Annotated in this window: 15 protein-coding genes; 14 read left to right on the top strand and 1 reads right to left on the bottom strand. The window is 56.8% G+C overall.

Annotated features, from left to right (window positions below):
• Positions 1–10 precede the first annotated feature (10 nt).
• The 14 genes from mraY (at position 11) to ligA (ending at position 19,184) form a co-directional block, all read left to right on the top strand.
• Complete coding sequence (gene mraY / locus DSD30_RS09865) at positions 11–1,096, top strand: phospho-N-acetylmuramoyl-pentapeptide-transferase (RefSeq protein ID WP_114009448.1); 1,086 nt, start codon at positions 11–13, stop codon at positions 1,094–1,096.
• A 76-nt stretch (positions 1,097–1,172) separates the two neighbouring features.
• Positions 1,173–2,600 carry a UDP-N-acetylmuramoyl-L-alanine--D-glutamate ligase gene (gene murD / locus DSD30_RS09860; RefSeq protein WP_114009447.1) on the top strand — a complete coding sequence of 476 codons (1,428 nt, stop codon included), beginning with the start codon at positions 1,173–1,175 and terminating at the stop codon, positions 2,598–2,600.
• Positions 2,597–3,739, top strand: coding sequence for a putative lipid II flippase FtsW (gene ftsW / locus DSD30_RS09855; protein ID WP_114009446.1), 1,143 nt, complete (start codon positions 2,597–2,599; stop codon positions 3,737–3,739). The genes murD and ftsW overlap by 4 nt, the downstream gene beginning before the upstream one ends.
• 59 nt (positions 3,740–3,798) lie before the next feature.
• On the top strand, positions 3,799–4,905 hold the full coding sequence (murG, locus tag DSD30_RS09850; RefSeq protein ID WP_114009445.1) for an undecaprenyldiphospho-muramoylpentapeptide beta-N-acetylglucosaminyltransferase: 1,107 nt from the start codon (positions 3,799–3,801) through the stop codon (positions 4,903–4,905).
• On the top strand, positions 4,902–6,311 hold the full coding sequence (murC, locus tag DSD30_RS09845; RefSeq protein ID WP_114009444.1) for a UDP-N-acetylmuramate--L-alanine ligase: 1,410 nt from the start codon (positions 4,902–4,904) through the stop codon (positions 6,309–6,311). Before murG ends, murC begins: the two co-directional genes overlap by 4 nt.
• A 4-nt stretch (positions 6,312–6,315) precedes the next feature.
• Positions 6,316–7,269: a UDP-N-acetylmuramate dehydrogenase gene (gene murB / locus DSD30_RS09840; RefSeq protein ID WP_245418416.1), complete on the top strand. Its 954-nt coding sequence runs from the start codon at positions 6,316–6,318 to the stop codon at positions 7,267–7,269.
• A 284-nt stretch (positions 7,270–7,553) separates the two neighbouring features.
• The gene (locus tag DSD30_RS09835; RefSeq protein ID WP_114009442.1) at positions 7,554–8,477 is read left to right on the top strand and encodes a D-alanine--D-alanine ligase; all 924 of its coding nucleotides are present in this window, start codon (positions 7,554–7,556) and stop codon (positions 8,475–8,477) included.
• The gene (locus tag DSD30_RS09830; RefSeq protein WP_114009441.1) at positions 8,465–9,397 is read left to right on the top strand and encodes a cell division protein FtsQ/DivIB; all 933 of its coding nucleotides are present in this window, start codon (positions 8,465–8,467) and stop codon (positions 9,395–9,397) included. Before DSD30_RS09835 ends, DSD30_RS09830 begins: the two co-directional genes overlap by 13 nt.
• 26 nt (positions 9,398–9,423) lie before the next feature.
• Positions 9,424–10,719, top strand: coding sequence for a cell division protein FtsA (gene ftsA, locus DSD30_RS09825; protein WP_171021967.1), 1,296 nt, complete (start codon positions 9,424–9,426; stop codon positions 10,717–10,719).
• 204 nt (positions 10,720–10,923) lie between these two features.
• On the top strand, positions 10,924–12,765 hold the full coding sequence (ftsZ, locus tag DSD30_RS09820) for a cell division protein FtsZ (RefSeq protein WP_114009439.1): 1,842 nt from the start codon (positions 10,924–10,926) through the stop codon (positions 12,763–12,765).
• 288 nt (positions 12,766–13,053) lie between these two features.
• Positions 13,054–14,019 (top strand): UDP-3-O-acyl-N-acetylglucosamine deacetylase, encoded by a 966-nt coding sequence (lpxC, locus tag DSD30_RS09815; RefSeq protein ID WP_114009438.1) that lies wholly within the window; start codon positions 13,054–13,056, stop codon positions 14,017–14,019.
• 363 nt (positions 14,020–14,382) lie between these two features.
• Positions 14,383–15,201, top strand: a complete 819-nt coding sequence (locus DSD30_RS09810) for an outer membrane protein assembly factor BamD (protein ID WP_114009437.1) — start codon at positions 14,383–14,385, stop codon at positions 15,199–15,201.
• A gap of 180 nt (positions 15,202–15,381) precedes the next feature.
• The gene (recN, locus tag DSD30_RS09805) at positions 15,382–17,061 is read left to right on the top strand and encodes a DNA repair protein RecN (RefSeq protein ID WP_114009436.1); all 1,680 of its coding nucleotides are present in this window, start codon (positions 15,382–15,384) and stop codon (positions 17,059–17,061) included.
• A gap of 2 nt (positions 17,062–17,063) precedes the next feature.
• Positions 17,064–19,184, top strand: a complete 2,121-nt coding sequence (gene ligA / locus DSD30_RS09800; RefSeq protein WP_114009435.1) for an NAD-dependent DNA ligase LigA — start codon at positions 17,064–17,066, stop codon at positions 19,182–19,184.
• A 58-nt stretch (positions 19,185–19,242) separates the two neighbouring features.
• Here ligA and DSD30_RS09795 read toward each other — a convergent pair whose 3' ends face one another.
• Positions 19,243–21,060, bottom strand: a complete 1,818-nt coding sequence (locus DSD30_RS09795) for an aminopeptidase P family protein (RefSeq protein WP_114009434.1) — start codon at positions 21,058–21,060, stop codon at positions 19,243–19,245.
• Positions 21,061–21,736: the final 676 nt, after the last annotated feature.

Here is a 21,736-nt window from a genome sequence, read left to right as displayed (position 1 = left end):
AGATACCCAGATGCTGATGTATCTTGTTGAATTTTCGGATCAAATCTCGGGATTGAACGTTTTCCGATATCTCACCTTTCGAACCGCGGGCGCGATCATCACCGCTCTGCTGATGGTGTTTCTGTTTGGGCCGATGATTATCAATGCTCTTCGGATGCGTCAGGGCAAGGGCCAACCGATCCGCGAAGACGGGCCGGAAAGCCACCTTCTGACCAAGAAAGGCACCCCAACCATGGGGGGCTTGATGATTCTGAGTGGTCTGATCTCGGCGACTTTGTTGTGGGCCAATCTGGCCAATCCCTACGTCTGGATTGTGCTGTTTGTCACCGTCGGCTTTGGCCTTATTGGCTTTTACGATGATTTCCTGAAGGTCTCCCGTTCGTCTCACAAAGGCTTTTCAGGTCGCATGCGCCTGTCGATTGAGGCCGTGATTGCGGGCATGGCCTGCTTCGCCGTGGCGCAGCTGGGCGAAACATCTTTCACCACCTCGGTGACGTTCCCCTTTTTCAAGGACATTTTGCTTGATCTAGGCTGGTTCTTCGTGCCGTTTGGTCTGTTCGTGATTGTCGGGGCAGGCAATGCGGTCAATCTGACCGATGGGCTCGATGGGTTGGCGATTGTGCCGGTAATGATTGCAACAGCGACCTTTGGTCTGATCGCCTATCTGTCTGGTAACGAGATTTTCGCTGATTATTTGCAGATCCATTATGTTCCCGGAACCGGTGAGCTGCTGGTTTTGTGTGGCGCGATGGTCGGCGCGGGGCTGGGATTTCTGTGGTTCAATGCGCCGCCTGCTGCGATCTTCATGGGGGATACCGGCTCTCTGGCGTTGGGCGGCATGCTGGGGTCGATTTCGGTTGCTACCAAGCATGAGTTGGTGCTGGCGATTGTCGGCGGTCTGTTTGTGCTCGAAGCCGTGTCGGTGATCATTCAGGTCGCCTCCTTCAAACTGACTGGCAAACGGGTCTTCCGGATGGCACCAATCCATCACCATTTCGAACATAAAGGCTGGACCGAGCCACAGGTGGTGATCCGCTTCTGGATCATTGCGGTGGTGCTTGCCCTGATCGGTCTGGCCACCCTCAAACTGCGCTAATCTCTATGCCGGGCACTGCTGTGCCCGGCTTTTCTGGCTTTCCCATCCTTTCAGCTTTCAGCAAGGCAACAGTGTCATGATCCCGGTTACCATTTTCAAGGATGAAACGATTGCGGTATTCGGGCTTGGAGGCAGTGGTCTGGCGACCCTTGAGGCATTGGTGGCGGGCGGTGCGCAGGTGATTGCCTATGATGACAATGCGGCAAGTTGTGCCAAGGCGTCTGCGATTGAGGGTGTGAGCGTCAAGGACCTGCGCAAGGCGGACTGGACCGGCTTTGCCGCACTGGTGTTGGCCCCCGGTGTACCCCTGACCCACCCCGAACCCCATTGGAGCGTCAAGCTGGCTCAGCAGGCTGGCGTTGAGGTGATTGGTGACGTGGAGCTGTTCTGTCGTCAGCGCCGGGCCTTGGGTATTGATTGCCCTTTCATTGCCATCACCGGCACCAATGGCAAATCAACGACAACGGCGCTTGTGAGCCATTTGCTTGGTGATGCCGGGCTTGATGTGCAGATGGGGGGCAATATCGGCACGCCCATTCTGGCGCTTGAGCCCTTGTCGCCGGACCGGGTTTATGTGATTGAGGTGTCCTCCTACCAGATCGATCTGGCACCAACGATCAATCCCTCTATCGGCTTGTTGCTCAATGTCTCGGCGGATCATCTCGATCGTCATGGAGATTTGCTCAATTATGCCCGGATCAAGGCGCGGATGATCACGAGTTCCGACCTCGCCGTCGTTGGGCTGGATGATCGGCTGACTGCCAATGTGGCTTCCAATATGCGCCTCAAGGGCAAGCCTGTGGTGACCATCTCCGGCTTTGGCAATGAACGTGCCATGATGGCGGCGCCCGATGGCATCCTGCAAAGCATGGAAGGGGACTTCCTGTTCAATCTGGATCAGGCGCGCGCCCTGCGTGGCACCCACAATGCCCAGAATGCGGCGGCGGCTGTGGCGATTGCCCGTCAATTTGATATCACGCCGGCGTCCCTGTCCCGTGCGTTGATATCTTTTGGGGGGCTTGCCCATCGGATGGAAGAAGTGGGTGTCGAGGGACGGCTGGTCTTCATCAATGATTCCAAGGCCACCAATGCGGATGCGGCAGCCCGCGCTCTGGCCGCCTTCAAGCATGTCCACTGGATCCTTGGAGGCAAGGCCAAGGATGGCGGCATCGAAAGTCTGATTGATTATTTCCCGCGGGTCGATCATGCCTATCTGATCGGCGAAGCAACGGATCTCTTTGCCGAGACCTTGGCGCGCCACAATGTCGCCTTCAGCCGGTGTGAGCATATGGATATCGCGTTGGAAAAGGCCATTGTTGTGGCCAAAACGGACCATGATGGTGCGGGCGAGGTGGCCATTTTGCTGTCTCCGGCCTGTGCCAGCTTTGATCAATTCCCGAACTTCATGGTCCGGGGGGATCAGTTCCGTCAGGCGGTGGTGACCTATCTCGAAACCGGCAGCGTGCCGGTCGATCCCGACCATGCCAGAGGTGGACAGGCATAATGCGGCGGACGCGGAAAAATCTTCTGACCGAATGGTGGTGGACGATTGATCGACCCATGCTGCTGGTGTTGATCCTGATCCTGTTTTCCGGTCTCATCCTGTCGATGGCGGCGAGTCCGCCCGTGGCAGAGCGTCTGGGGCTCGACAGTTTTCACTTCGTCAAGCGACATGCCTTCTTTATTCCCATTGCCCTGACCCTGATGATCGGCATGACATTCCTTGATCCGCGCACCATCCGACGTGTTGCCTTGGCTTTGCTGATCGCATCGTTGGTGGGCATGGTGATGACCCTGTTTATCGGCTTTTCCGCCAAGGGGTCTCAGCGCTGGATCACCATTCTGGGCTTTTCGCTGCAGCCCTCGGAGTTTTTGAAACCATCCTTTGTGGTGCTTGCGGCATGGCTGTTTGCCGAGAATGACCGGCGGCCCGAAATTCCGGGCAATCTGTTCTCGATTGTGCTGTTCATGGTGTCCGTGGTGTTGCTGGTGGCCCAGCCCGATATCGGCCAGACCGTGCTGTTGGCCTCGGTCTGGGGCGGCTTGTTCTTCATGGCGGGGATGCCGCTTTTCTGGATTTTCCTATTGGCCGGGCTTGGGGTCGGCGGATTGACCATGGCCTATTTTTTCGTGCCTCACGTCACCGGCCGTATCAATCGCTTTCTGGATCCGGAAACCGGCGACACCTTTCAGGTGGATACGGCGATGGACTCGATCGTGCGCGGTGGCTGGCTTGGCACCGGACCCGGCGAAGGCATGGTCAAAAGAATCCTGCCCGACAGTCATACGGACTTTATTTTCGCTGTGCTGGCTGAAGAGTTTGGCATCATTGTTTGCCTGTTGCTGGTCAGCGCCTATCTTTTCGTGGTGTTGCGATCGCTGTCGATGGCGCTGAAAACGCAGGATTTGTTCAAAAGGCTGGCCATTTCCGGTCTGGCGCTGTTGTTTGGTCTGCAAGCGGTGATTAACATCGCGGTGAACTTGCAGTTGCTGCCTGCCAAGGGTATGACGCTGCCATTCATTTCCTATGGTGGCTCATCGCTGCTCTCGGTCGCGATTGCCATGGGCTTCTTGCTGGCCCTGACAAGGCGGCGGCCTGAAGTGGGACTGGAGCAGTCGCAGTTTTATCAGTCACAAAAGTGACGGACGCGCAGACCTGGCAACGATCCGCGCAGTAACAGAAACCCGATGGGGTAGAATTGATGGCAAAAGTCGCTTTGTTGACCGCCGGTGGCACGGGTGGGCACTTGTTTCCAGCCCAGGCGCTCGCGCATGCACTGATTGCGCGGGGTTGGAACGTGCATTTGGCAACCGATGGCCGGGCGACCCAATATGGGCATGATTTCCCAGCCGAGAGCATTCTGATCATCCCGTCAGCGACCCCGTCAGTGAAAAATCCGATTGCCCTGGCCAAGGCCGTGTTCAAACTGATCAAGGGGTTTGTGGCCGCTCGCAAGGTGATCAAGCAGTTGAAGCCTGATGTGGTCGTTGGCTTTGGAGGCTATCCGACCGTGCCGCCAATGTTGGCGGCGAAAAGCCTCGGGGTGCCAAGCTGCCTGCATGAGCAGAATGGCGTGATGGGCCGCGCCAACCGGATGCTGGCCAAGGGCGCCAAAGCAATTGCTGCGAGCTTCCCGATCCTCAAAGGGGCCGAAGGGCTGGAGGCCAAGACCACGCTGACCGGCAATCCGGTGCGGCCGATGGTCGAGGAAGCCGCTAAATTGCCCTATGCGCCGCTGAGCGCTGATAGCGAAATCCGGTTGGTGGTGTTTGGTGGCTCGCAAGGGGCGCGGTTTTTCTCGGAATATATGCCCGGTGCCTTGGGCCGGTTGCCGCAGGATATGCGCGCCCGGATCAAGCTGGTGCAGCAATGTCGACCTGAGGATCTGTTGAAGGTCAAGGTTGGCTATCGCGAGCTGGGACTGGATGCTGAGCTTGCGCCTTTCTTTGCTGACATGCCGCAAAAAATCGCCAAGGCCCATCTGGTCATTTGCCGCTCAGGGGCGTCATCGGTTGGCGAGTTGGCGGCGATTGGCCGCCCGTCAATCCTTGTGCCGTTGCCCGGCGCGCTTGATCAGGACCAGAAAGCCAATGCCTCCGTGCTCGTCAAGGTGGGCGGTGCCTGGATGATGGAACAGCGCGGCCTTCGCCCCAATGATATTTCTGATTTGCTGGAAGAACTTTTTGCCCATCCCGACAAGCTGAACGCAGCAGCCGAGGCTGCGCGCAAGGAAGGCAAGCTGGATGCTGCCGACCGACTGGCTGATCTTGTCGCGAGCGTGGCCGAGACAACAGGAGTTGCCAAATGAAAATGCCTCAAAATATCGGCCCGGTGCATTTTGTCGGGATTGGCGGGATCGGGATGTCAGGCATTGCCGAGGTGCTGGTGAAGCTGGGCTATACCGTGCAGGGCAGTGACATTGCCGAAAGCGCCAATGTGTTGCGGTTGCGGAACAAGGGCATTCAGGTGGCCATCGGCCATGCTGCGGAGAATATCGCCAATGCGGAAGTCGTCGTGGTGTCTTCGGCAATCAAGGCGGACAATCCCGAGTTGGTCGAGGCGCGCGCACGGTTGTTGCCTGTGGTCCGACGGGCCGAAATGCTGGCCGAATTGATGCGCTTCAAATCAGCCATCGCGATTGGCGGCACCCACGGCAAAACGACGACCACCTCGCTGGTCTCGGCCTTGCTGGATGCGGGCGGGATGGACCCGACCGTGATCAATGGCGGGATCATCAATGCCTATGGCACCAATGCGCGGATGGGTGAGGGCGACTGGATGGTCGTTGAGGCCGACGAATCCGATGGCACTTTCGTCAAGTTGCCCGCCGATATCGCGGTGGTGACCAACATCGACGCTGAGCATCTGGATCATTATGGTGACTTTGCCGCGGTGAAGGCTGCCTTTACCGCCTTTGTCGAAAATGTCCCTTTCTATGGCTTTGCGGCCATGTGCCTTGATCACCCGGAAGTGCAGGCTCTGGTCGGCCAGATTGAGGATCGCCGGATCGTCACTTACGGCACCAATCCGCAGGCCGATGTGCGTTACAAGGATTTGCGCTCGGAAGGCGGCGTCAGCCGTTTCTCGATTGTCATCAGCAATCGCCAGACCGGAACGAGCGAAGAAATTACTGGCCTTAGCCTGCCGATGCCCGGCGAGCATAATGTGGCAAACGCCACCGCCGCGATTGCGGTTGCCCATCAATTGGGTATTTCGGGTGAGGCGATCCGTCGAGGCCTGTCGAGCTTTGGGGGCGTCAAACGGCGCTTTACCCGTACAGGCAGTTGGAACGGCATCGAAGTGATTGACGATTATGCCCATCACCCGGTCGAGATTTCGGCGGTGATGCAGGCGGCCCGTCAGGCCAGTCAGGGCAAGGTGATCGCCGTGATGCAACCGCACCGCTATAGCCGCTTGCGCGACCATTTCGAGGATTTCTGCACCTGTTTGAATGTTGCTGATCGTGTGTTGGTGGCTGATGTCTATGAAGCCGGTGAACAGCCGATTGAGGGCGCAAGTGCCGAGGCTTTGGTGACTGGGTTGAAGAGCCACGGTCATCGCCATGCCTCCTTGATGGGCGCGCCGGAGGTTCTGGCAGAACGCATCCGTGATATGGCCGAGCCGGGAGATTATGTGGTCTGCCTCGGGGCTGGCAACATCACCGCATGGGCGAATGCCCTGCCGGGGCAGCTCAAAGCATTGGCCGGGGAGTGAGCGCGTGTTTGAAGATCTTCTGCCCGGTCTTGGTGACTGGACAACGAAACTGCGCGGGCGTCTCAAGAGCAATTTCGATATTGCGCCTTATACATGGTTCCGTGTTGGCGGACCGGCTCAGCTCTTTTTCAATCCGGCGGATGAAGCCGATCTTGCGCTGTTCCTGAAAAACCTGCCAGAAGAGATGCCGGTGACGGTGATCGGTCTTGGCTCAAACATGCTGGTCCGTGATGGCGGTGTCGAAGGGGTGGTGATCCGCCTTTCTGGCAAAGCGTTCAGTGATGTGGTGATCAACAGTGATCACACGGTCAGTGTCGGGGCCGCTATGCCGGACATGCGCTTTGCAACCCAGATGGCCAAAGCTGGCATTGCCGGCTTTGCCTTTTACAAGGGGATACCCGGTGCGATTGGTGGTGCTTTGCGGATGAATGCCGGGGCGCACGGATCGGAGACCAAGGACCGGCTGATCTCGGCCCGGGCGGTGGATCGCAACGGCACTATTCATGTGTTGACCCCGGCTGATCTGGGTCATGCCTATCGTTCCTGTGCTGCACCTGCTGACTTTATTTTCACCCAAGCTACCTATCAGGGCGAAGCGGGGGATCCGACTGCGCTGAAGGCCGAGATGGATGAGGTTTCGGCCTATCGCGAGGACAATCAGCCAACCAAGGAACGGACCGGCGGGTCGACCTTTAAGAATCCCGATGGCATGAGCGCCTGGAAGCTGGTCGATGACGCGGGCTTTCGGGGCTTTGAGCTTGGCGGGGCGCAAGTCTCGCCCAAGCACACCAACTTCCTGATCAATACGGGCGCAGCCACCGCAGAAGACATTGAGCGTCTGGGAGAAATGGTGCGCGGCAAGGTCCGTGAGATGACCGGCATTGAACTGCATTGGGAAATCAAACGCATTGGCCGCTTTGTTGAGGGGGGTGAGGTGAAACCTTTCCTTGCAGAATAGACGAGGCACGCCATCAACATATTTTTAGACTGTCTTTTCGGATGGGCCGCCCCGTATTTCGGGGCGGCTTTTTGCGTTTTTGCTGTCTGCTTTATGTGCACTCGATCATCGGCGGTGACGGTCGCTCATACTTTGTTAGGTATTTTTAACCATAAATGGGAGGAAGCCGTGCAATTTGCATGACCTGCGATTCTCGCCATGTTCCGGTCCTGCTTGCATGAAAAGTTGCTGTCAGACGGGAAAAGTGCCGCGCACTTGCGGTCTGACATGAAAGGTGAAGTGAAATGGTCAAGCATGTTGCAGTGCTGATGGGGGGATGGTCTTCCGAGCGTCCTGTGTCTTTGAGTTCCGGAGCTGCCTGCGCCGACGCGCTCGAAAGTGCCGGTTTCAAGGTGACGCGGGTCGATGTTCAGCGGGACATTGCACAGCTTCTTGCTGACCTCAAACCAGACGTTGCCTTCAATGCCCTGCATGGTCCATTCGGCGAGGATGGCTGCATTCAGGGCGTGCTGGAGGTTCTTGATATTCCCTATACTCATTCCGGGGTGATGGGCTCTTCTGTGGCGATGAACAAGGAAAAAGCCAAAGATATCATGCGTGCAGCGGGTATCCCGGTGGCTGAGTCCAAGGTGATGCACCGGCTGGAAGCGGCCAAGGCGCATGCTTTGCCGACCCCTTATGTCATCAAGCCCGTTTGTGAAGGCTCCAGCTTTGGCGTGCTGATCGTCAAGCAGGGGCAGGAACATCCACCGCAAGAGCTTTATTCCGATCAGTGGCCCTATGGTGACATCGTGATGGTCGAGCGCTATATCGCCGGTCGCGAATTGACCTGTGCTGCGATGGGCGACAAGGCGCTTGACGTTATCGACATCGTTTCCAACAACAATAGCTTCTACGATTTTGACGCAAAATATGCGCCCGGTGGCTCTTCTCACATTTTACCGGCAATTCTTAAACCGAATGTTTACGAATATATACAATCGTTAACCATAACCGCGCATAAAGCGCTTGGTTGTCGAGGCATCTCCCGCGCCGATTTTCGTTATGACGAGAGCGTTGGCGAGGATGGTGAGTTGATCTGTCTGGAAGTGAATACCCAACCCGGCATGACACCGACTTCTCTTGTTCCTGAATTGGCAGCAGAGGCCGGCTTCGATTTTGAACAATTGGTAACCTGGATGGTGGAGGACGCTTCGTGCGGGCGTTGATCGAAAAATGGAAGAAGAGAAAGGACCGCGGGTCTGCATCCAAGATGCAGTTGGACTCGATGGTTCCGCGCGCGTTCGCTTATGAACAGCGCCGTCTGCCATTTTATCGTCGCATCATTCCAATGGCAGAAACCTGGTTGCCCAAGGGCATCGGCTGGGGACTGTCGATCGGCTTTCTGGCTGTCACGGCGCTGTATGGCGCGACCATCAGTGGTGGAAATCAGTCTGCTTTGGAACGGGCTTCCGCCGTTTTTGGTCTCAAGGTCGAGGCCGTGCTGATCACCGGCCAGAAGGAAGTGAGCGAAGCGGAGATTCTGACTGCTCTGGGGATCAATGCCGATACGTCGCTGCTGACATTCAACGCCTATCAGGGGCGCAAGAACCTTGAAGCCATCAGTTGGATTGCTGAAGCCTCGGTTCAGAAGCTCTATCCGAACAAGATTCAGGTGGTGGTTCAGGAGCAGAAGCCGTTCGCCTTGTGGCAACGTGGGCAATATGTCTCGTTGATTTCTTATGACGGCTCGGTTCTGTCCAATCGCATTGATCCGGAATTTGCCGATCTGCCTCTGGTTGTTGGCCATGGGGCACAGCGCAAGGCAGCACAGATTTTCGAGGTGCTGGCACAATATCCGTCTCTGGCCCGCAAGACACGGGCCGTGGTCTATGTGTCGGAACGACGCTGGGATCTCTATTTCAAGAATGGCGTTCAGGCCAAATTGCCAGAAGTCGATGTCGAGGATGCGCTCGAGAAGCTTTTGGTGTTTGACGAAGATGGCTCCCTGTCACGCAAGGATATCACGCTGGTGGATATGCGCCTGTCAGACCGGATGTTTGTCCGGATGAGCAAGGATGCCGCCGAACGCCGCCGCACGACCCTGCGTGGTCTTGGGGCCAATTTGCCCAAAGAGGTGGAAACATGATCGGAACACCTTGGGGCAAAAAAGACATGCGTGGTCGCTATCTTACCAGCAAGCGGTCCTCGGTCATTACCATTCTGGATATCGGCTCGACGAAGGTCTGCTGCATGATTGCGCGCCTAGTGCCGCGCCCTGCCGGCGAAGCCTTGCGTCACCGTACCCACACAATCGAGGTGCTTGGCTTCGGACTGCATCAGGCGCGTGGCATCAAGTCTGGCGTGGTTGTGGATCTGGATCAGGCCGAGAATTCCATTCGTCTGGCTGTGGACGCTGCCGAACGGCAGGCTGACATCATGGTCCAGTCGCTGATCGTCAATGTGTCCTGCGGTCGGATCAAGAGTGATACGCTCAGCGCTTCAGTGTCCCTGAATGGGCATGAGGTGGATGAGCTGGACATTCGTCGGGTGCTTCAGGCCGGGGCCGGGCATCTGCTGACCATGGATCGCACCGTCGTTCATTCGATGCCGATCGGCTATTCGCTGGATGGCGGCAAGGGCATTCAGGATCCACGCGGTATGATCGGCGATGATCTGGCTGTCGATATGCATGTGGTCACCGCCCAGACCGCGCCACTGAAGAATCTGGAATTGTGCATCAATCGCTGTCACCTCGAAGCCGAGATGATGGTGGCCACTCCTTATGCCTCCGGGTTGGCATGTCTTGTCGATGACGAGGCCGAACTTGGTGTTGCCTGCGTTGATCTTGGCGGCGGGACAACCTCTGTGTCGATCTTTGTCGACGGCCAGTTTGTCCATTCCGACGCGATCACCATTGGCGGGCATCATGTGACGATGGATTTGGCTCGTGGGCTATCGACCCGTCTGGCGGATGCTGAACGGATCAAGACCCTGCATGGCAGTGCGCTACTGTCCCTGTCTGATGATCAGGAGCTGATCGCCATTCCGCCTGTGGGGGATGATGATCGGGATTTGCTCAATCAGGTGCCTCAGGCCGCGCTGACCCGGATTATCCGGCCGCGGGTTGAGGAGATTTTCGAGCTGGTGCGTGATCGCATCGAGGCCTCGGGTTTTGCTGGCCATGTCGGCAAACGAGTGGTGCTCACTGGTGGTGCGAGCCAGTTGACGGGGATGGCAGAAACGGCCCGGCGGATCCTGGGGCGCAATGTGCGCATAGGTCGACCGCTCGGGGTGGCGGGCTTGCCGGAATTTGGCAAGGGCCCAGCCTTTGCCACCGCGGTGGGCTTGCTGATTTATCCGCAGGTGGCCCAGATTGAGCAGTTTGAACGGGTTCAGGTCAAGCCACGCTTGACAGGCACCGATGGCTATTTGTCCCGTATGGGGCAGTGGCTGAGAGAGAGTTTCTGATCCTGATTGGATTGATTTCGTGAAACATGCGTGAATCGTTGATCAGAATCAAAGGGTTGGGTTATATTGTTGGGAAGTGATTCGCAGCTTTGTCCCAATCGGAAAAAAGACAATTGGAAACGGAGCCGCGCGTTCAATTGCGGCTTGGATTAATGCGAATTGAGATCGGTAACAATTCGATCCATGCAGTGAGATGAGGGTACTATGACCATCAATTTGAAGATGCCCGACATTACCGAATTGAAGCCGAGAATTACGGTGTTCGGTGTCGGCGGTGCTGGTGGAAACGCAGTCAACAACATGATCGAAACCGGTCTTGACGGCGTGGATTTTGTTGTTGCCAATACGGATGCTCAGGCCTTGACCCTGTCAAAGGCTGAACGCATTATCCAGATGGGCATCGCAGTGACCGAAGGCCTCGGTGCCGGGTCGCAGCCCGAGGTTGGCCGTGCGGCTGCCGAGGAAGTTATCGATGAGATCAACGATCATCTCAATGGATCGCATATGGTCTTTATCACCGCCGGTATGGGCGGTGGCACGGGCACGGGCGCCGCGCCTGTGATTGCCCGCACCGCGCGCGATCAGGGGATCCTGACCGTCGGTGTTGTGACCAAGCCATTCCACTTTGAAGGCCAGCGCCGCATGCGCCTTGCGGAAACCGGTATCGAAGATCTGCAGAAAAATGTCGACACGCTGATCGTCATTCCGAACCAGAATTTGTTCCGCATTGCCAATGAGAAGACCACCTTTGCGGATGCCTTCTCGATGGCCGACGAAGTGCTCTATTCCGGTGTTGCCTGCATCACCGACCTTATGGTCAAGGAAGGTCTGATCAATCTGGACTTTGCTGACGTGCGTTCGGTCATGCGCGCCATGGGCAAGGCGATGATGGGGACGGGTGAAGCCTCTGGTGAAAACCGTGCTCTGGCTGCTGCCGAAGCGGCGATTGCCAACCCGCTGCTGGATGATATCTCGATGAAGGGTGCGCAAGGCTTGCTGATTTCCATTACCGGTGGTCAGGACCTTACCCTTTTTGAAGTTGACGAAGCTGCGACCCGTATTCGTGAGGAAGTCGACGAAGATGCCAACATCATTCTTGGCGCGACATTCGATGAGAATATGGATGGCATGATCCGCGTTTCTGTGGTTGCCACGGGAATTGATCAGGTGCTGTATGAGCAGGTTGTTCCTGCCGATCAGCGGATGCGTGAGCTGTCCGAGCGTCTGCGCACTGTTGCCGCACCCACCGGTGAGGCCGAAGCAGAACAGACCGTATCCCAGCCTGCCGAACCTGTCGCCTTCGAGGAAGAAGCCGCAGCCGCTGTCGCGGAAGCTGTTGAAACGGTTGAGCGTCAAATGGAATTGCCACAGGCAACCTTTGCACAGCCTTCGGTTCAGGATCCTGCAGTCTCCATTGCTCCTTTCACACCACAGGCAGCAAGTGAGCCGGTTGTTGAAGAGGAATATGAAGCGCCACGCGTGGCCGTGGAAGAGCGCCCGGTGGTTGCCGAGCAGCCTTTCATTCCGCCAACCGCTGAAGTGCCTGAAAATCTGCATCGTCAGATGCCGAATGTTGACGAGTTGCCTCCGATCATCCAGCGTGAGCTGGAAGCTCTGCGCAATGGTGAAAATCTAAACCATCATGATGATGACAGCCGTCCGATGAGCCTGTTGAAGCGCTTGGCCGCGGTTGGTCTGGGCCGCCGTGACGATGAGCCGGACATGGCTCAGCCATCGGCACCGGTTCAACAGCAGCCTGCCTATCAGCCAGTGCAGCAGGATTTGCCTGTTATGCCGACGATGAATGCGCCTGCTGCACCGCAAGCGCCGATGTCGGCTCAGCCGCAGATGGCAGCGCAGGATTCTCCGCTGAACGAGTTCGCTCCACGGCCGCAGCGTCCTGCTCAGCATGGCATGTATCAGCCACAGCAGGGCCAGCTGGATGCTCAGGGTCGGGCAATCCCGGCAGCGCCCATGCAGCCGCAGGGAATCAGTGAAGAAGACCAGGTTGAAATTCCCGCCTTCCTGCGTCGTCAGGTCCGGTAACAGTCTGTTACAAAGCCAAGTTCTAAACGCCACGTAAAAAGCCGGATCTCTGTGAGATCCGGCTTTAACTATTTGAATTACAGTTATAATTTTCCCATTTACTGTTCAAGCTTCCTTTTGCGGAAACGCGTAACATTGGGTAAGAAAGCGTGATTTGGAAAAGGGGATGCCGACAAGCTATTGTGGCCTAAATTCAACTTGTTGACGTATTGTTAACGCTGTCCGCCAGAGACGCGTAGACTTCCCCGGGAAGACGTCAGTCAGCATGAAAAGATTAGGGGCAGAATTATGGCCAACCTGCTGAATGCCAAGCAAACCACTCTGCGTGAACGCGTTGTTGTCTCCGGAGTTGGTGTGCATAGCGGCAAGCCAGTGGAGATGATCCTCCATCCAGCCGATGCCAACACAGGCATCACCTTCCTACGGACGAACCGTGAAAAAGGCACTGAGCTGGAAATCAAAGGCACCTATCAGTCGGTTATTGACACCCGCCTCTGCACCATCATCGGTCACCCGGAAAAAGGCATGATCGCCACCATCGAACATTTGATGGCGGCTTTGGTCGGTTATGGGGTCGACAATGTGTTGGTGGAAGTGGATGCGGACGAAGTGCCGGTCATGGACGGCAGCTCTCGTGCCTATATCGATGCCATTGACCAGGTTGGTCTCAAGGACTTGTCGGCACCGCGCCGTTACATTCGTGTGCTCAAGCCAGTGCGTGTGCAGAATGGCGATTCCGTCGGTGAGCTGCTTCCTCATGATGGCACACGCTTTGATGTCACCATCGATTTCGATTGTGAGACCATCGGCGTTCAGACCTTTAATGAAGAAATGACCCCTGCAGTCTTCAAGCGCGACGTCAGTCTTGCGCGCACCTTCGGCTTCATGTCGGATGTCGAGCGGCTTTGGGCTGCGGGTTATGCGCTCGGGTCGTCTTTAGAAAATTCCGTCGTCATTGGTGACGATCAGAAAATCGTCAATCCGGACGGTCTGCGTTATGAAGACGAGTTTGTGCGTCACAAAACGTTGGATGCTGTTGGCGATCTGGCGCTGGCTGGCGCGCAGCTGTTGGCCCATTTCCGGTCTTACAAAGGTGGTCATAAGCTGAATTTCAATATGCTCGAAGCCCTGTTCGCTGATGACAGCAACTGGGAGTGGGTGGAAGCCTCCATCACCAAGCGCAATGCGGCGCGGGTGGATGTGTCTCATGCCAACTCCTCCATTCAGGCAGCGATGGGTCCTGAGACCAACTGAAAGTCAAAAGAGACAGTGTGAGTTTATTCGGGGCGGCTTCGGTCGCCCTTTCGCATATTTGGCGTCCCTCTTGCGGTCCTGGTACAGATAGAAGGTGCAAGACTGTTGAGACTGGTGCTTTTCACGTAGTGACGGACACATTTTGTCCCTATTTGTCACGAGACTGTTGGCAAATTTGGTTGCTTTCTTGTAAAGACAGAATGAGCCACTAGGCAAAAAGCCTTTCGCTTTTGGGTGACGGGCAAGGTATGACATTTTCCGCGCATGAATTCATTGCGTGCAAGCAAGCCGGGAGCATCCGGTCAGAAGAGACAGGACTGAGTGGGGCACCACTCGCCGTCTGATGGAAGGGTAACAGTACAGATGGGTTTTCTTTCTGCAAAACAGAGCCGTATCGGGTTTGCTCTGCTGCTGACACTGGGCGTGGCTGCCTGCGCAAGCAAAGATCCATCCGAACTTGCCTTCGAAGAAGTGCCTGCGGAGAAGCTCTATGCTGAAGGTCTTCGTGCAATGGAGACCGGCGATAGCAAGGAAGCCAAGAAGAAGTTTGAGGAAATCGATCGCCAGCATCCTTATTCGAGCTTTGCGCGCAAATCGATGCTGCTGACCGCTTACCAGAATTTTCGGAACGGCAACTATACCGAAACCGTTACGGCTGCCAAGCGCTTCATCGCGCTGTATCCCGGCGATGAGGATGTGCCTTATGCGTATTATCTGATTGGTGAAAGCTATTATCGTCAGATCCCGGACGTCACACGCGATCAGGAAGCCGCCGAACGCGCCATGGGTGCGATGAACGAACTGGTGCAGCGATACCCGGATTCGGAATATGCCGATGATGCGCGCCGGAAAGTCCGCATCACGCTCGACCAGTTGGCGGGCAAGGAAATGCAGATCGGTCGTTACTATCAGGAACGGCGCGAATATATCGCCGCCATCAACCGCTTCAAGGTGGTGGTGTCCGATTTCCAGAATACCCGTCACATCGAAGAAGCCTTGATGCGATTGGCTGAATCCTATCTGGCGATGGGCATTGCCCACGAAGCCCAAACTGCGATTGCCGTTCTGGGGCACAATTTCCCCGACAGCCCATGGTACAAGCGTGGTTATAACATGCTGAATGAGGGCGGTCTTCAGCCTCAGATCCAGAAAGGGTCCTGGATTAGCAATGTCTTCAGCTAAGACCAGTGTGATTTGATGAAACTCGTTTCCCCGGTTTGCGATTTCTGGGGAAATGATCACGATTTGTTCTGTGTGGTCCCGTTCTGCCTGATTGCCTTGTCGACCTTGTTTGGCATAGCATGACCTCCAAATCTGAATCAGGCTTTCGGCCATGCGGGCCGACTGATCCATGGGGGACTGATGCTCGCCTCTCTTTCTATTCGCAACATTGTTCTGATTGATCGTTTGGATCTCGAATTCGGCGAGGGCATGACTGTGCTCACCGGTGAGACCGGAGCGGGCAAGTCGATCCTGCTGGATTCGCTGTCGCTGGCCATGGGCGGGCGCGGGGATGGCGGTCTTGTTCGGGCCGGTGAAAAGCAGGGGCAGGTCGTGGCGATGTTTGACCTTGTTCCCGATCATCCGGTTTTTGCCTTTCTTGAAGAACAGGGCATCGACAGCGAAGGTGATCTTGTGCTGCGCAGGGTCCAGAATGCCGATGGCCGCACCCGTGCCTTTGTCAATGACCAGCCTGTCAGTGCTGGTACGCTGCGGCAAGTGGGCGAGGGGCTGGTTGAAATCCACGGTCAGCATGATGACCGGGCGTTGGTCGATGTTTCTGTCCATCGTGGTCTGCTTGATGCCTTTGATGCGCTGACACCCCACGTGGAGAAGGTTGCGAAGCTGTTTCACGGTTGGCGCAAGGCCGAGAAGGATCTCAAGGCGCTGGAGCTTTCCATCGAAGAAGCCCGCAAGGAAGCGGACTATCTCAACGCCTCTGTCGAGGAGCTGACAGCTTTTGGCTTGATGGACGGTGAGGAAGAGGAACTGGCCACCAGACGCACCACCATGATGCAGTCGGAGAAGATTGCCGGCGACCTCAACGAAGCGTTTGATATGCTTGATGGCAATGCGTCGCCAATCCCGACGCTGGCTGGCATGATGCGGCGTCTGGAACGCAAGACCGAGCAAATGCCGGGGCTGCTGGACGAGACATTGGGCCACTTGAATGTTGCCCTTAATGGGCTGGAAGATGCCCGTGGCTGTCTGGAAACCGCTTTGCGGGCGACCGATTTTGACCCCCATGAACTGGAACAGATCGAAGAGCGCTTGTTTGCCCTGCGTGCTCTGTCGCGCAAGCACAAGCTGCCAGCCGACGCGTTGTCGGGTCTGCTTGACTCGATGCGGGCCGAGCTCGATACGCTCGATCATGGCGAGGAGCGTCTGGTTGCCTTGCGGGCAGAGGCCATCGCGACCAAGAATTCCTATGACAAGGCGGCAGCGGAGTTGAGCAAGAAACGCGAGCGGACCGCCAAACGGTTGATCAAGGATGTCATGAAGGAATTGCCGTCCCTGAAGCTTGAGGCTGCGCAGTTTCTTGTTGAACAAAGCACTGACCCAGAGAACCGCGCCGAGGAAGGCATCGACCAGATCGAGTTCTGGGTTCAGACCAACCCCGGCACCAAGCCCGGCCCGATGATGAAGGTGGCATCGGGCGGTGAGCTGTCCCGCTTCCTGTTGGCACTGAAGGTGGCAATGGCAGACAAGGGCTCTGCTCCGACACTCGTATTCGACGAAATCGATACCGGAGTTGGAGGGGCGGTGGCTGCCGCCATTGGTCGGCGTCTGGCGCGGCTGGCCAGCAATGTGCAGGTGCTCTCGGTCACCCATGCGCCGCAGGTGGCTTCTCAGGCTCATGCCCATATGCGGATTGCCAAGACCCCGGTGAGGGGCGAGAAGCGCGTTGCAACGGGTGTCACCGTGATTGACGGCGATCATCGCGAAGAGGAAATTGCCCGGATGTTGGCTGGCGAAGTCATTTCCGACGAAGCCCGTGCGGCCGCGCGGCGGTTGATGGCTGGTGAAAAGACGGAGGCCTGAGGATGGATCGCCCAACATTGCGTGCCAAATCGGTTGATTTGCTCGATGGAGCGGAAGCCGAACAGGAACTGGCCTATCTGGCCGAGGAAATTACCGAGGCAGATCGGCTTTACCACACCGAAGACAATCCTGAGCTCAGCGATGCTGACTATGATGCGCTGCGCAAGCGCAATATGGCGCTCGAATTGCGGTTCCCGAACCTACGGCGCGCGGACAGTCCGACAGGACGTGTTGGGGCTGCCCCATCGGAGAAATTCTCCAAGATCACCCATGCGGTGCCGATGTTGTCGCTCGACAATGCGTTTGACGATGAAGATGTAAGGGACTTTGCCACGCGGGTGCGCAAGTATCTCGGCTTGCCACACACCGAGACGGTTGCGCTGACCGCCGAGCCGAAGATTGATGGCCTGTCGGCGTCCCTGCGCTATGAGAATGGGGCGCTGGTCTACGGGGTGACCCGTGGTGATGGCACGGTGGGTGAGGATATTACCGCCAACCTGAAGACCATCGACAGCATCCCCCACGCGCTCAAGGGTGACAAAATTCCGGCGGTGGTCGAAGTGCGGGGCGAGGTCTTTTTCCCCCGTTCGGAGTTTCTGGCGCTCAACGCCCGGCAGGAAGCTAGTGGCGGCAAGGTGTTTGCCAATCCACGCAATGCGGCGGCGGGGTCCTTGCGACAGCTGGATGCGAACATCACTCGCTCGCGCAATCTGGCTTTCTTTGCCTATGCATGGGGAGAGGTGAGCGAGCCGCTGGCCGAGACCCAATATGGGGCTGTTCAGCGGCTGGCGGACTGGGGCTTCGTGGTCAATGAGCAAATGCGTCGCCACGACAATATCGATAGTCTGCTGGAGCATTATCGCGCAATTGAAGGGCAACGCGCCTCGCTCGATTATGACATTGACGGGGTGGTCTACAAGGTTGACAGCCTTGACTATCAACGCCGTCTGGGCTTTGTCTCCCGGGCGCCGCGTTGGGCCATTGCCCACAAATTCCCGGCAGAGCAAGCGACGACGCGGCTGCTGGATATCGATATTCAGGTGGGCCGGACCGGAGCCTTGACCCCGGTTGCCAAGCTTGAACCGGTGACGGTCGGTGGTGTGGTCGTCTCCAATGCGACCTTGCATAATGAAGGTGAGATCGAGCGCAAGGGTGTGCGGATTGGTGACATAGTTGTCGTCCAGCGGGCCGGCGATGTGATCCCGCAAATCGTTGCCCCTGTCATTGAGCAACGGCCCGAGGGGTTGGAGCCTTTTGTCTTCCCTGAAACTTGCCCCATTTGTGGGTCTCACGCCGTGCGCGAGAAGAAGGAAAACGGCGAGCTGGATGCCATCCGCCGCTGTACGGGTGGCCTGATTTGTCCCGCGCAGGCCGTAGAGCAGCTCAAGCATTTCGTCTCGCGCAATGCGATGGATATTGACGGGCTGGGGGAAAAGCAGGTTCGGGCCTTCTTCGAGCAGGGCATGATTGCCAATGCGGCGGATATTTTCAGTCTTAGGCAGCTGGATGCCGAAAAGGGTCGCGGCGAGCGCCTGCGCGATCAGGATGGCTGGGGACCGGTTTCAGCCCGCAAATTGTTTGATGCCATTGATGATCGACGCTCGGTCGAGCTGCATCGTTTCATCTTCGCCCTTGGCATTCGCCATGTGGGCGAGGGCAATGCCAAATTGCTGGCCCGGCATTATGGCAGTTTCGTTGATCTTCGCGCGGCGATGGAAAAGGCCGGGGAGGGCGACAGTGACGCCTGGCAGGAATTGTTGGGGATTGATGGCATCGGGGCGATTGTTGCCCGTGCGGTGGTGGAATTCTTCAAAGAAAGCCACAATGCCGAAGTGCTCGACAAGCTGCTTGATGCGGTAACCCCGCAAGAGGCTGCTGCTGTTCAGACCGACAGTTCGGTGTCGGGTAAAACCATCGTTTTCACCGGCAGTCTTGAACGGCTGAGCCGGACGGAAGCCAAGAATCAGGCCGAGAGCCTGGGGGCGAAAGTGTCAGGATCGGTGTCGAAGAAGACCGATATTCTGGTTGCCGGGCCGGGGGCCGGGTCGAAGCTTAAAAAGGCACAGGAGTTGGAGATCCAAATCCTGACCGAGGACGAGTGGATCGAACTGGTGGGCCAATAAAATAGAAAAGCCGCGCATTGCACGGCTTTCGTTTGCATGGCTTTGTGCTGTATTGGTCTTACCGATGCAGGGGCTTGGTGGCTTCCGCCAGCCAGCTGCGCGTGTCTTCCTCAAGTGCGTCGGACAGTTCGGCAAAGACCCGCTCGTGATAATCGTTCAGCCAGTTCAATTCGCGGTCATCAAGCAGGCTGACATCGATCAGGCGCTGGTCTATCGGGCAAAGGGTGAGGGTTTCAAAGGCGTGAAGCGGCTCTTCGCCCCCTTCCACCAAACTCGGCTCTGTTACAATCACCAGATTTTCGATGCGAATGCCCCAGTGGCCGGCCTTGTAGTAACCCGGCTCGTTGGACAGGATGTTGCCCGCCTCAAGCGGGGTGGTGCCGGTCTTGGCAATGCGCTGCGGGCCCTCATGAACGCACAGGAAGGACCCGACCCCGTGGCCGGTGCCGTGGGCATAGTCAAGCCCTGCCTGCCAAAGGGGCATCCGGGCCAGCGTGTCGAGCTGGGCGCCTGTGCTGCCTTTGGGGAAGCGGGCGAGTGAGATGGCAATCATGCCCTTGAGCACGCGGGTGAAGCGGTCCTTCATCTCGGCGGTCGGCGTGCCCACCGCCAATGTGCGGGTTATATCCGTGGTGCCGTCGGGATATTGAGCGCCGGAATCCACCAGATAGAGGGAATTCTGATCGAGCTTGCGATTGGTGCTTTCCGTCACGCGATAATGCACGATGGCTCCGTTGGGACCTGCGCCGGAAATGGTTTCGAACGAAATGTCTTGCAGCTTTCCTGTGGTGGCTCGGAATTGCTCCAGAGCCCGGGCCGTGGCGATTTCGTCGAGGCTGTCCTTCGGCACCATGGTGTCGAACCAGGCCAGAAACCGGCACATGGCGACCCCATCACGCAGGTGGGCGGCGCGCATGCCGTCAAGTTCTGCTGCATTCTTGGCGGCCTTGGGCTTCAGGCAAGGATCGGTGCCGGGAATGATGGCCGCGCCAGTCGCCTCGATCATCTGCTTGACCGCATAGGGCACGAGGCTTTCGTCGAGCATCCAGGTGGTGTCGTCACTGGAAAGACCTTCAATCGTGCTGGCAAGGCCGCTGGGTGCCATCAGCGTCACATTGGCAGGTAGGGCCTTGTTGACTTCCGGTGACACCTTGGCAGGATCGATGATCAGGAAGGCGTCGCCACTGGCGGTGATAATGGCAAACGCCAGAGGCAGAGGGGCACAGGGCACATCGTTGCCACGGATGTTGAACAGCCATGCGATGCTATCGCCTTGCGTGATGAAGGTGGCTGTCGCCTTGCCTTTGAGGATTTTGACAATGGCGGCGAGTTTGTCTTCCGCTGTTTGGCCCGCCAATTTGGGGGGATGGAGGCGCAGCTGGCCTGTTGGGCGGGCTGGTTGATCGGACCAAATGGCGTCAATCGGATTGGTTGTGCAGGGGCGCAGCTCCGCTCCGGTCGCCGCACAGGCCTTGAACAGGCGCCTTGTATCGTTGGCGCTGTGAAGCCATGGGTCAAACCCGATCACCTGTCCGGCCGTCGTGTTTTCCTTGAGCCATCCCGCGACAGAATTTTGCGGGATGGAGATCGGGTCTAAAAGATCGGTATCCACTTGATCCTTCACTTGTAACGTATAGCGCCCATCAATGAAAATGGCGGCTGATGTTTTCAGGATGACGGCGGCACCTGCCGAGCCTGTAAAACCGGTCAGCCAACTCAGGCGTTCCGCATAGGCAGCAAGATTTTCACCCCCGAACTCATCGGCACGTGGGACAATGAAGCCGGTCAGGCCTTGCTCTTGCAATTCTTCTCTGAGGAGCGGAATGCGTACGCGGCCCTGATCCGGGCAGGCCTGATCGGCGAAGTCTTGAAACATCAATGAGATCCTGTGGGCTGGAAGTGTCTTGTGCTGCGACTGTGCCAGTTTTCAGGAGGGGGGGCAAGGGTGCCTTTTGCTGGCTTTGCGGTCATGTCGGCGATGTCGGAATTGTAATTGAAGATTGCCGTCAAAATAGGGAAAGATGCGTAATGAATTCGATCTCTTGCAAATGGCAAATTTGCCTAATTGTTTGTGATAGGGCTGATTGGATAATTAATCCAAATACTTAAATCAAGCATGTCAAGGCGCCATAATCATCGAACCGGGTGCCGTAAAAACTTTTTTCAGAATTTTCGAGTTTCCGGACTTTTATGAAATAAGTAAAGACCCATATAAGTGGTCTATTCCATCGCGTAAGGGTGGTGACAGCGAAGATGTTTCGACGTTGTTCTCAAGCAGCCAGCCCCAGCATATTGACCGATCGCTGTATCCCACAAGGCAAGTTGTTTGGCTTGGCATCGTTCGGGACATTTTGAAAGGACAGAAAATGAGCTTTTTCTCCATGCTTGTCGGCAAGGACGTTCAACATATCGATGGCTCTGTTGAGTCCTATGTCCGTAACTACATGACTAACCGTGGTATGGAACGCTACTTGGACATGACTTGGGAATATCAGGGCAAATAAGTCCTGACCCATCTGTAATGCTCAGAGCCTCTCGTCCCCCGGTGAGAG

The sequence above is a fragment of the Cohaesibacter intestini genome, from assembly GCF_003324485.1.
Taxonomy (GTDB): Bacteria; Pseudomonadota; Alphaproteobacteria; order Rhizobiales; family Cohaesibacteraceae; genus Cohaesibacter; species Cohaesibacter intestini.
The sequence above is the reverse complement of the archived record's forward strand: the minus strand, read 5'-3'. Positions and strand labels throughout refer to the sequence as shown.

What these genes read in the sequence shown, in the direction of transcription:
- mraY (WP_114009448.1), top strand. Translation starts at nt 11, where the DNA reads ATGCTGATGTATCTTGTTGAATTTTCGGATCAAATCTCGGGATTGAAC.
- murD (WP_114009447.1), top strand. Translation starts at nt 1,173, where the DNA reads ATGATCCCGGTTACCATTTTCAAGGATGAAACGATTGCGGTATTCGGG.
- murG (WP_114009445.1), top strand. Translation starts at nt 3,799, where the DNA reads ATGGCAAAAGTCGCTTTGTTGACCGCCGGTGGCACGGGTGGGCACTTG.
- murC (WP_114009444.1), top strand. Translation starts at nt 4,902, where the DNA reads ATGAAAATGCCTCAAAATATCGGCCCGGTGCATTTTGTCGGGATTGGC.
- DSD30_RS09835 (WP_114009442.1), top strand. Translation starts at nt 7,554, where the DNA reads ATGGTCAAGCATGTTGCAGTGCTGATGGGGGGATGGTCTTCCGAGCGT.
- ftsA (WP_171021967.1), top strand. Translation starts at nt 9,424, where the DNA reads ATGCGTGGTCGCTATCTTACCAGCAAGCGGTCCTCGGTCATTACCATT.
- ftsZ (WP_114009439.1), top strand. Translation starts at nt 10,924, where the DNA reads ATGACCATCAATTTGAAGATGCCCGACATTACCGAATTGAAGCCGAGA.
- lpxC (WP_114009438.1), top strand. Translation starts at nt 13,054, where the DNA reads ATGGCCAACCTGCTGAATGCCAAGCAAACCACTCTGCGTGAACGCGTT.
- DSD30_RS09810 (WP_114009437.1), top strand. Translation starts at nt 14,383, where the DNA reads ATGGGTTTTCTTTCTGCAAAACAGAGCCGTATCGGGTTTGCTCTGCTG.
- recN (WP_114009436.1), top strand. Translation starts at nt 15,382, where the DNA reads ATGCTCGCCTCTCTTTCTATTCGCAACATTGTTCTGATTGATCGTTTG.
- ligA (WP_114009435.1), top strand. Translation starts at nt 17,064, where the DNA reads ATGGATCGCCCAACATTGCGTGCCAAATCGGTTGATTTGCTCGATGGA.
- DSD30_RS09795 (WP_114009434.1), bottom strand. Translation starts at nt 21,060, where the DNA reads ATGTTTCAAGACTTCGCCGATCAGGCCTGCCCGGATCAGGGCCGCGTA.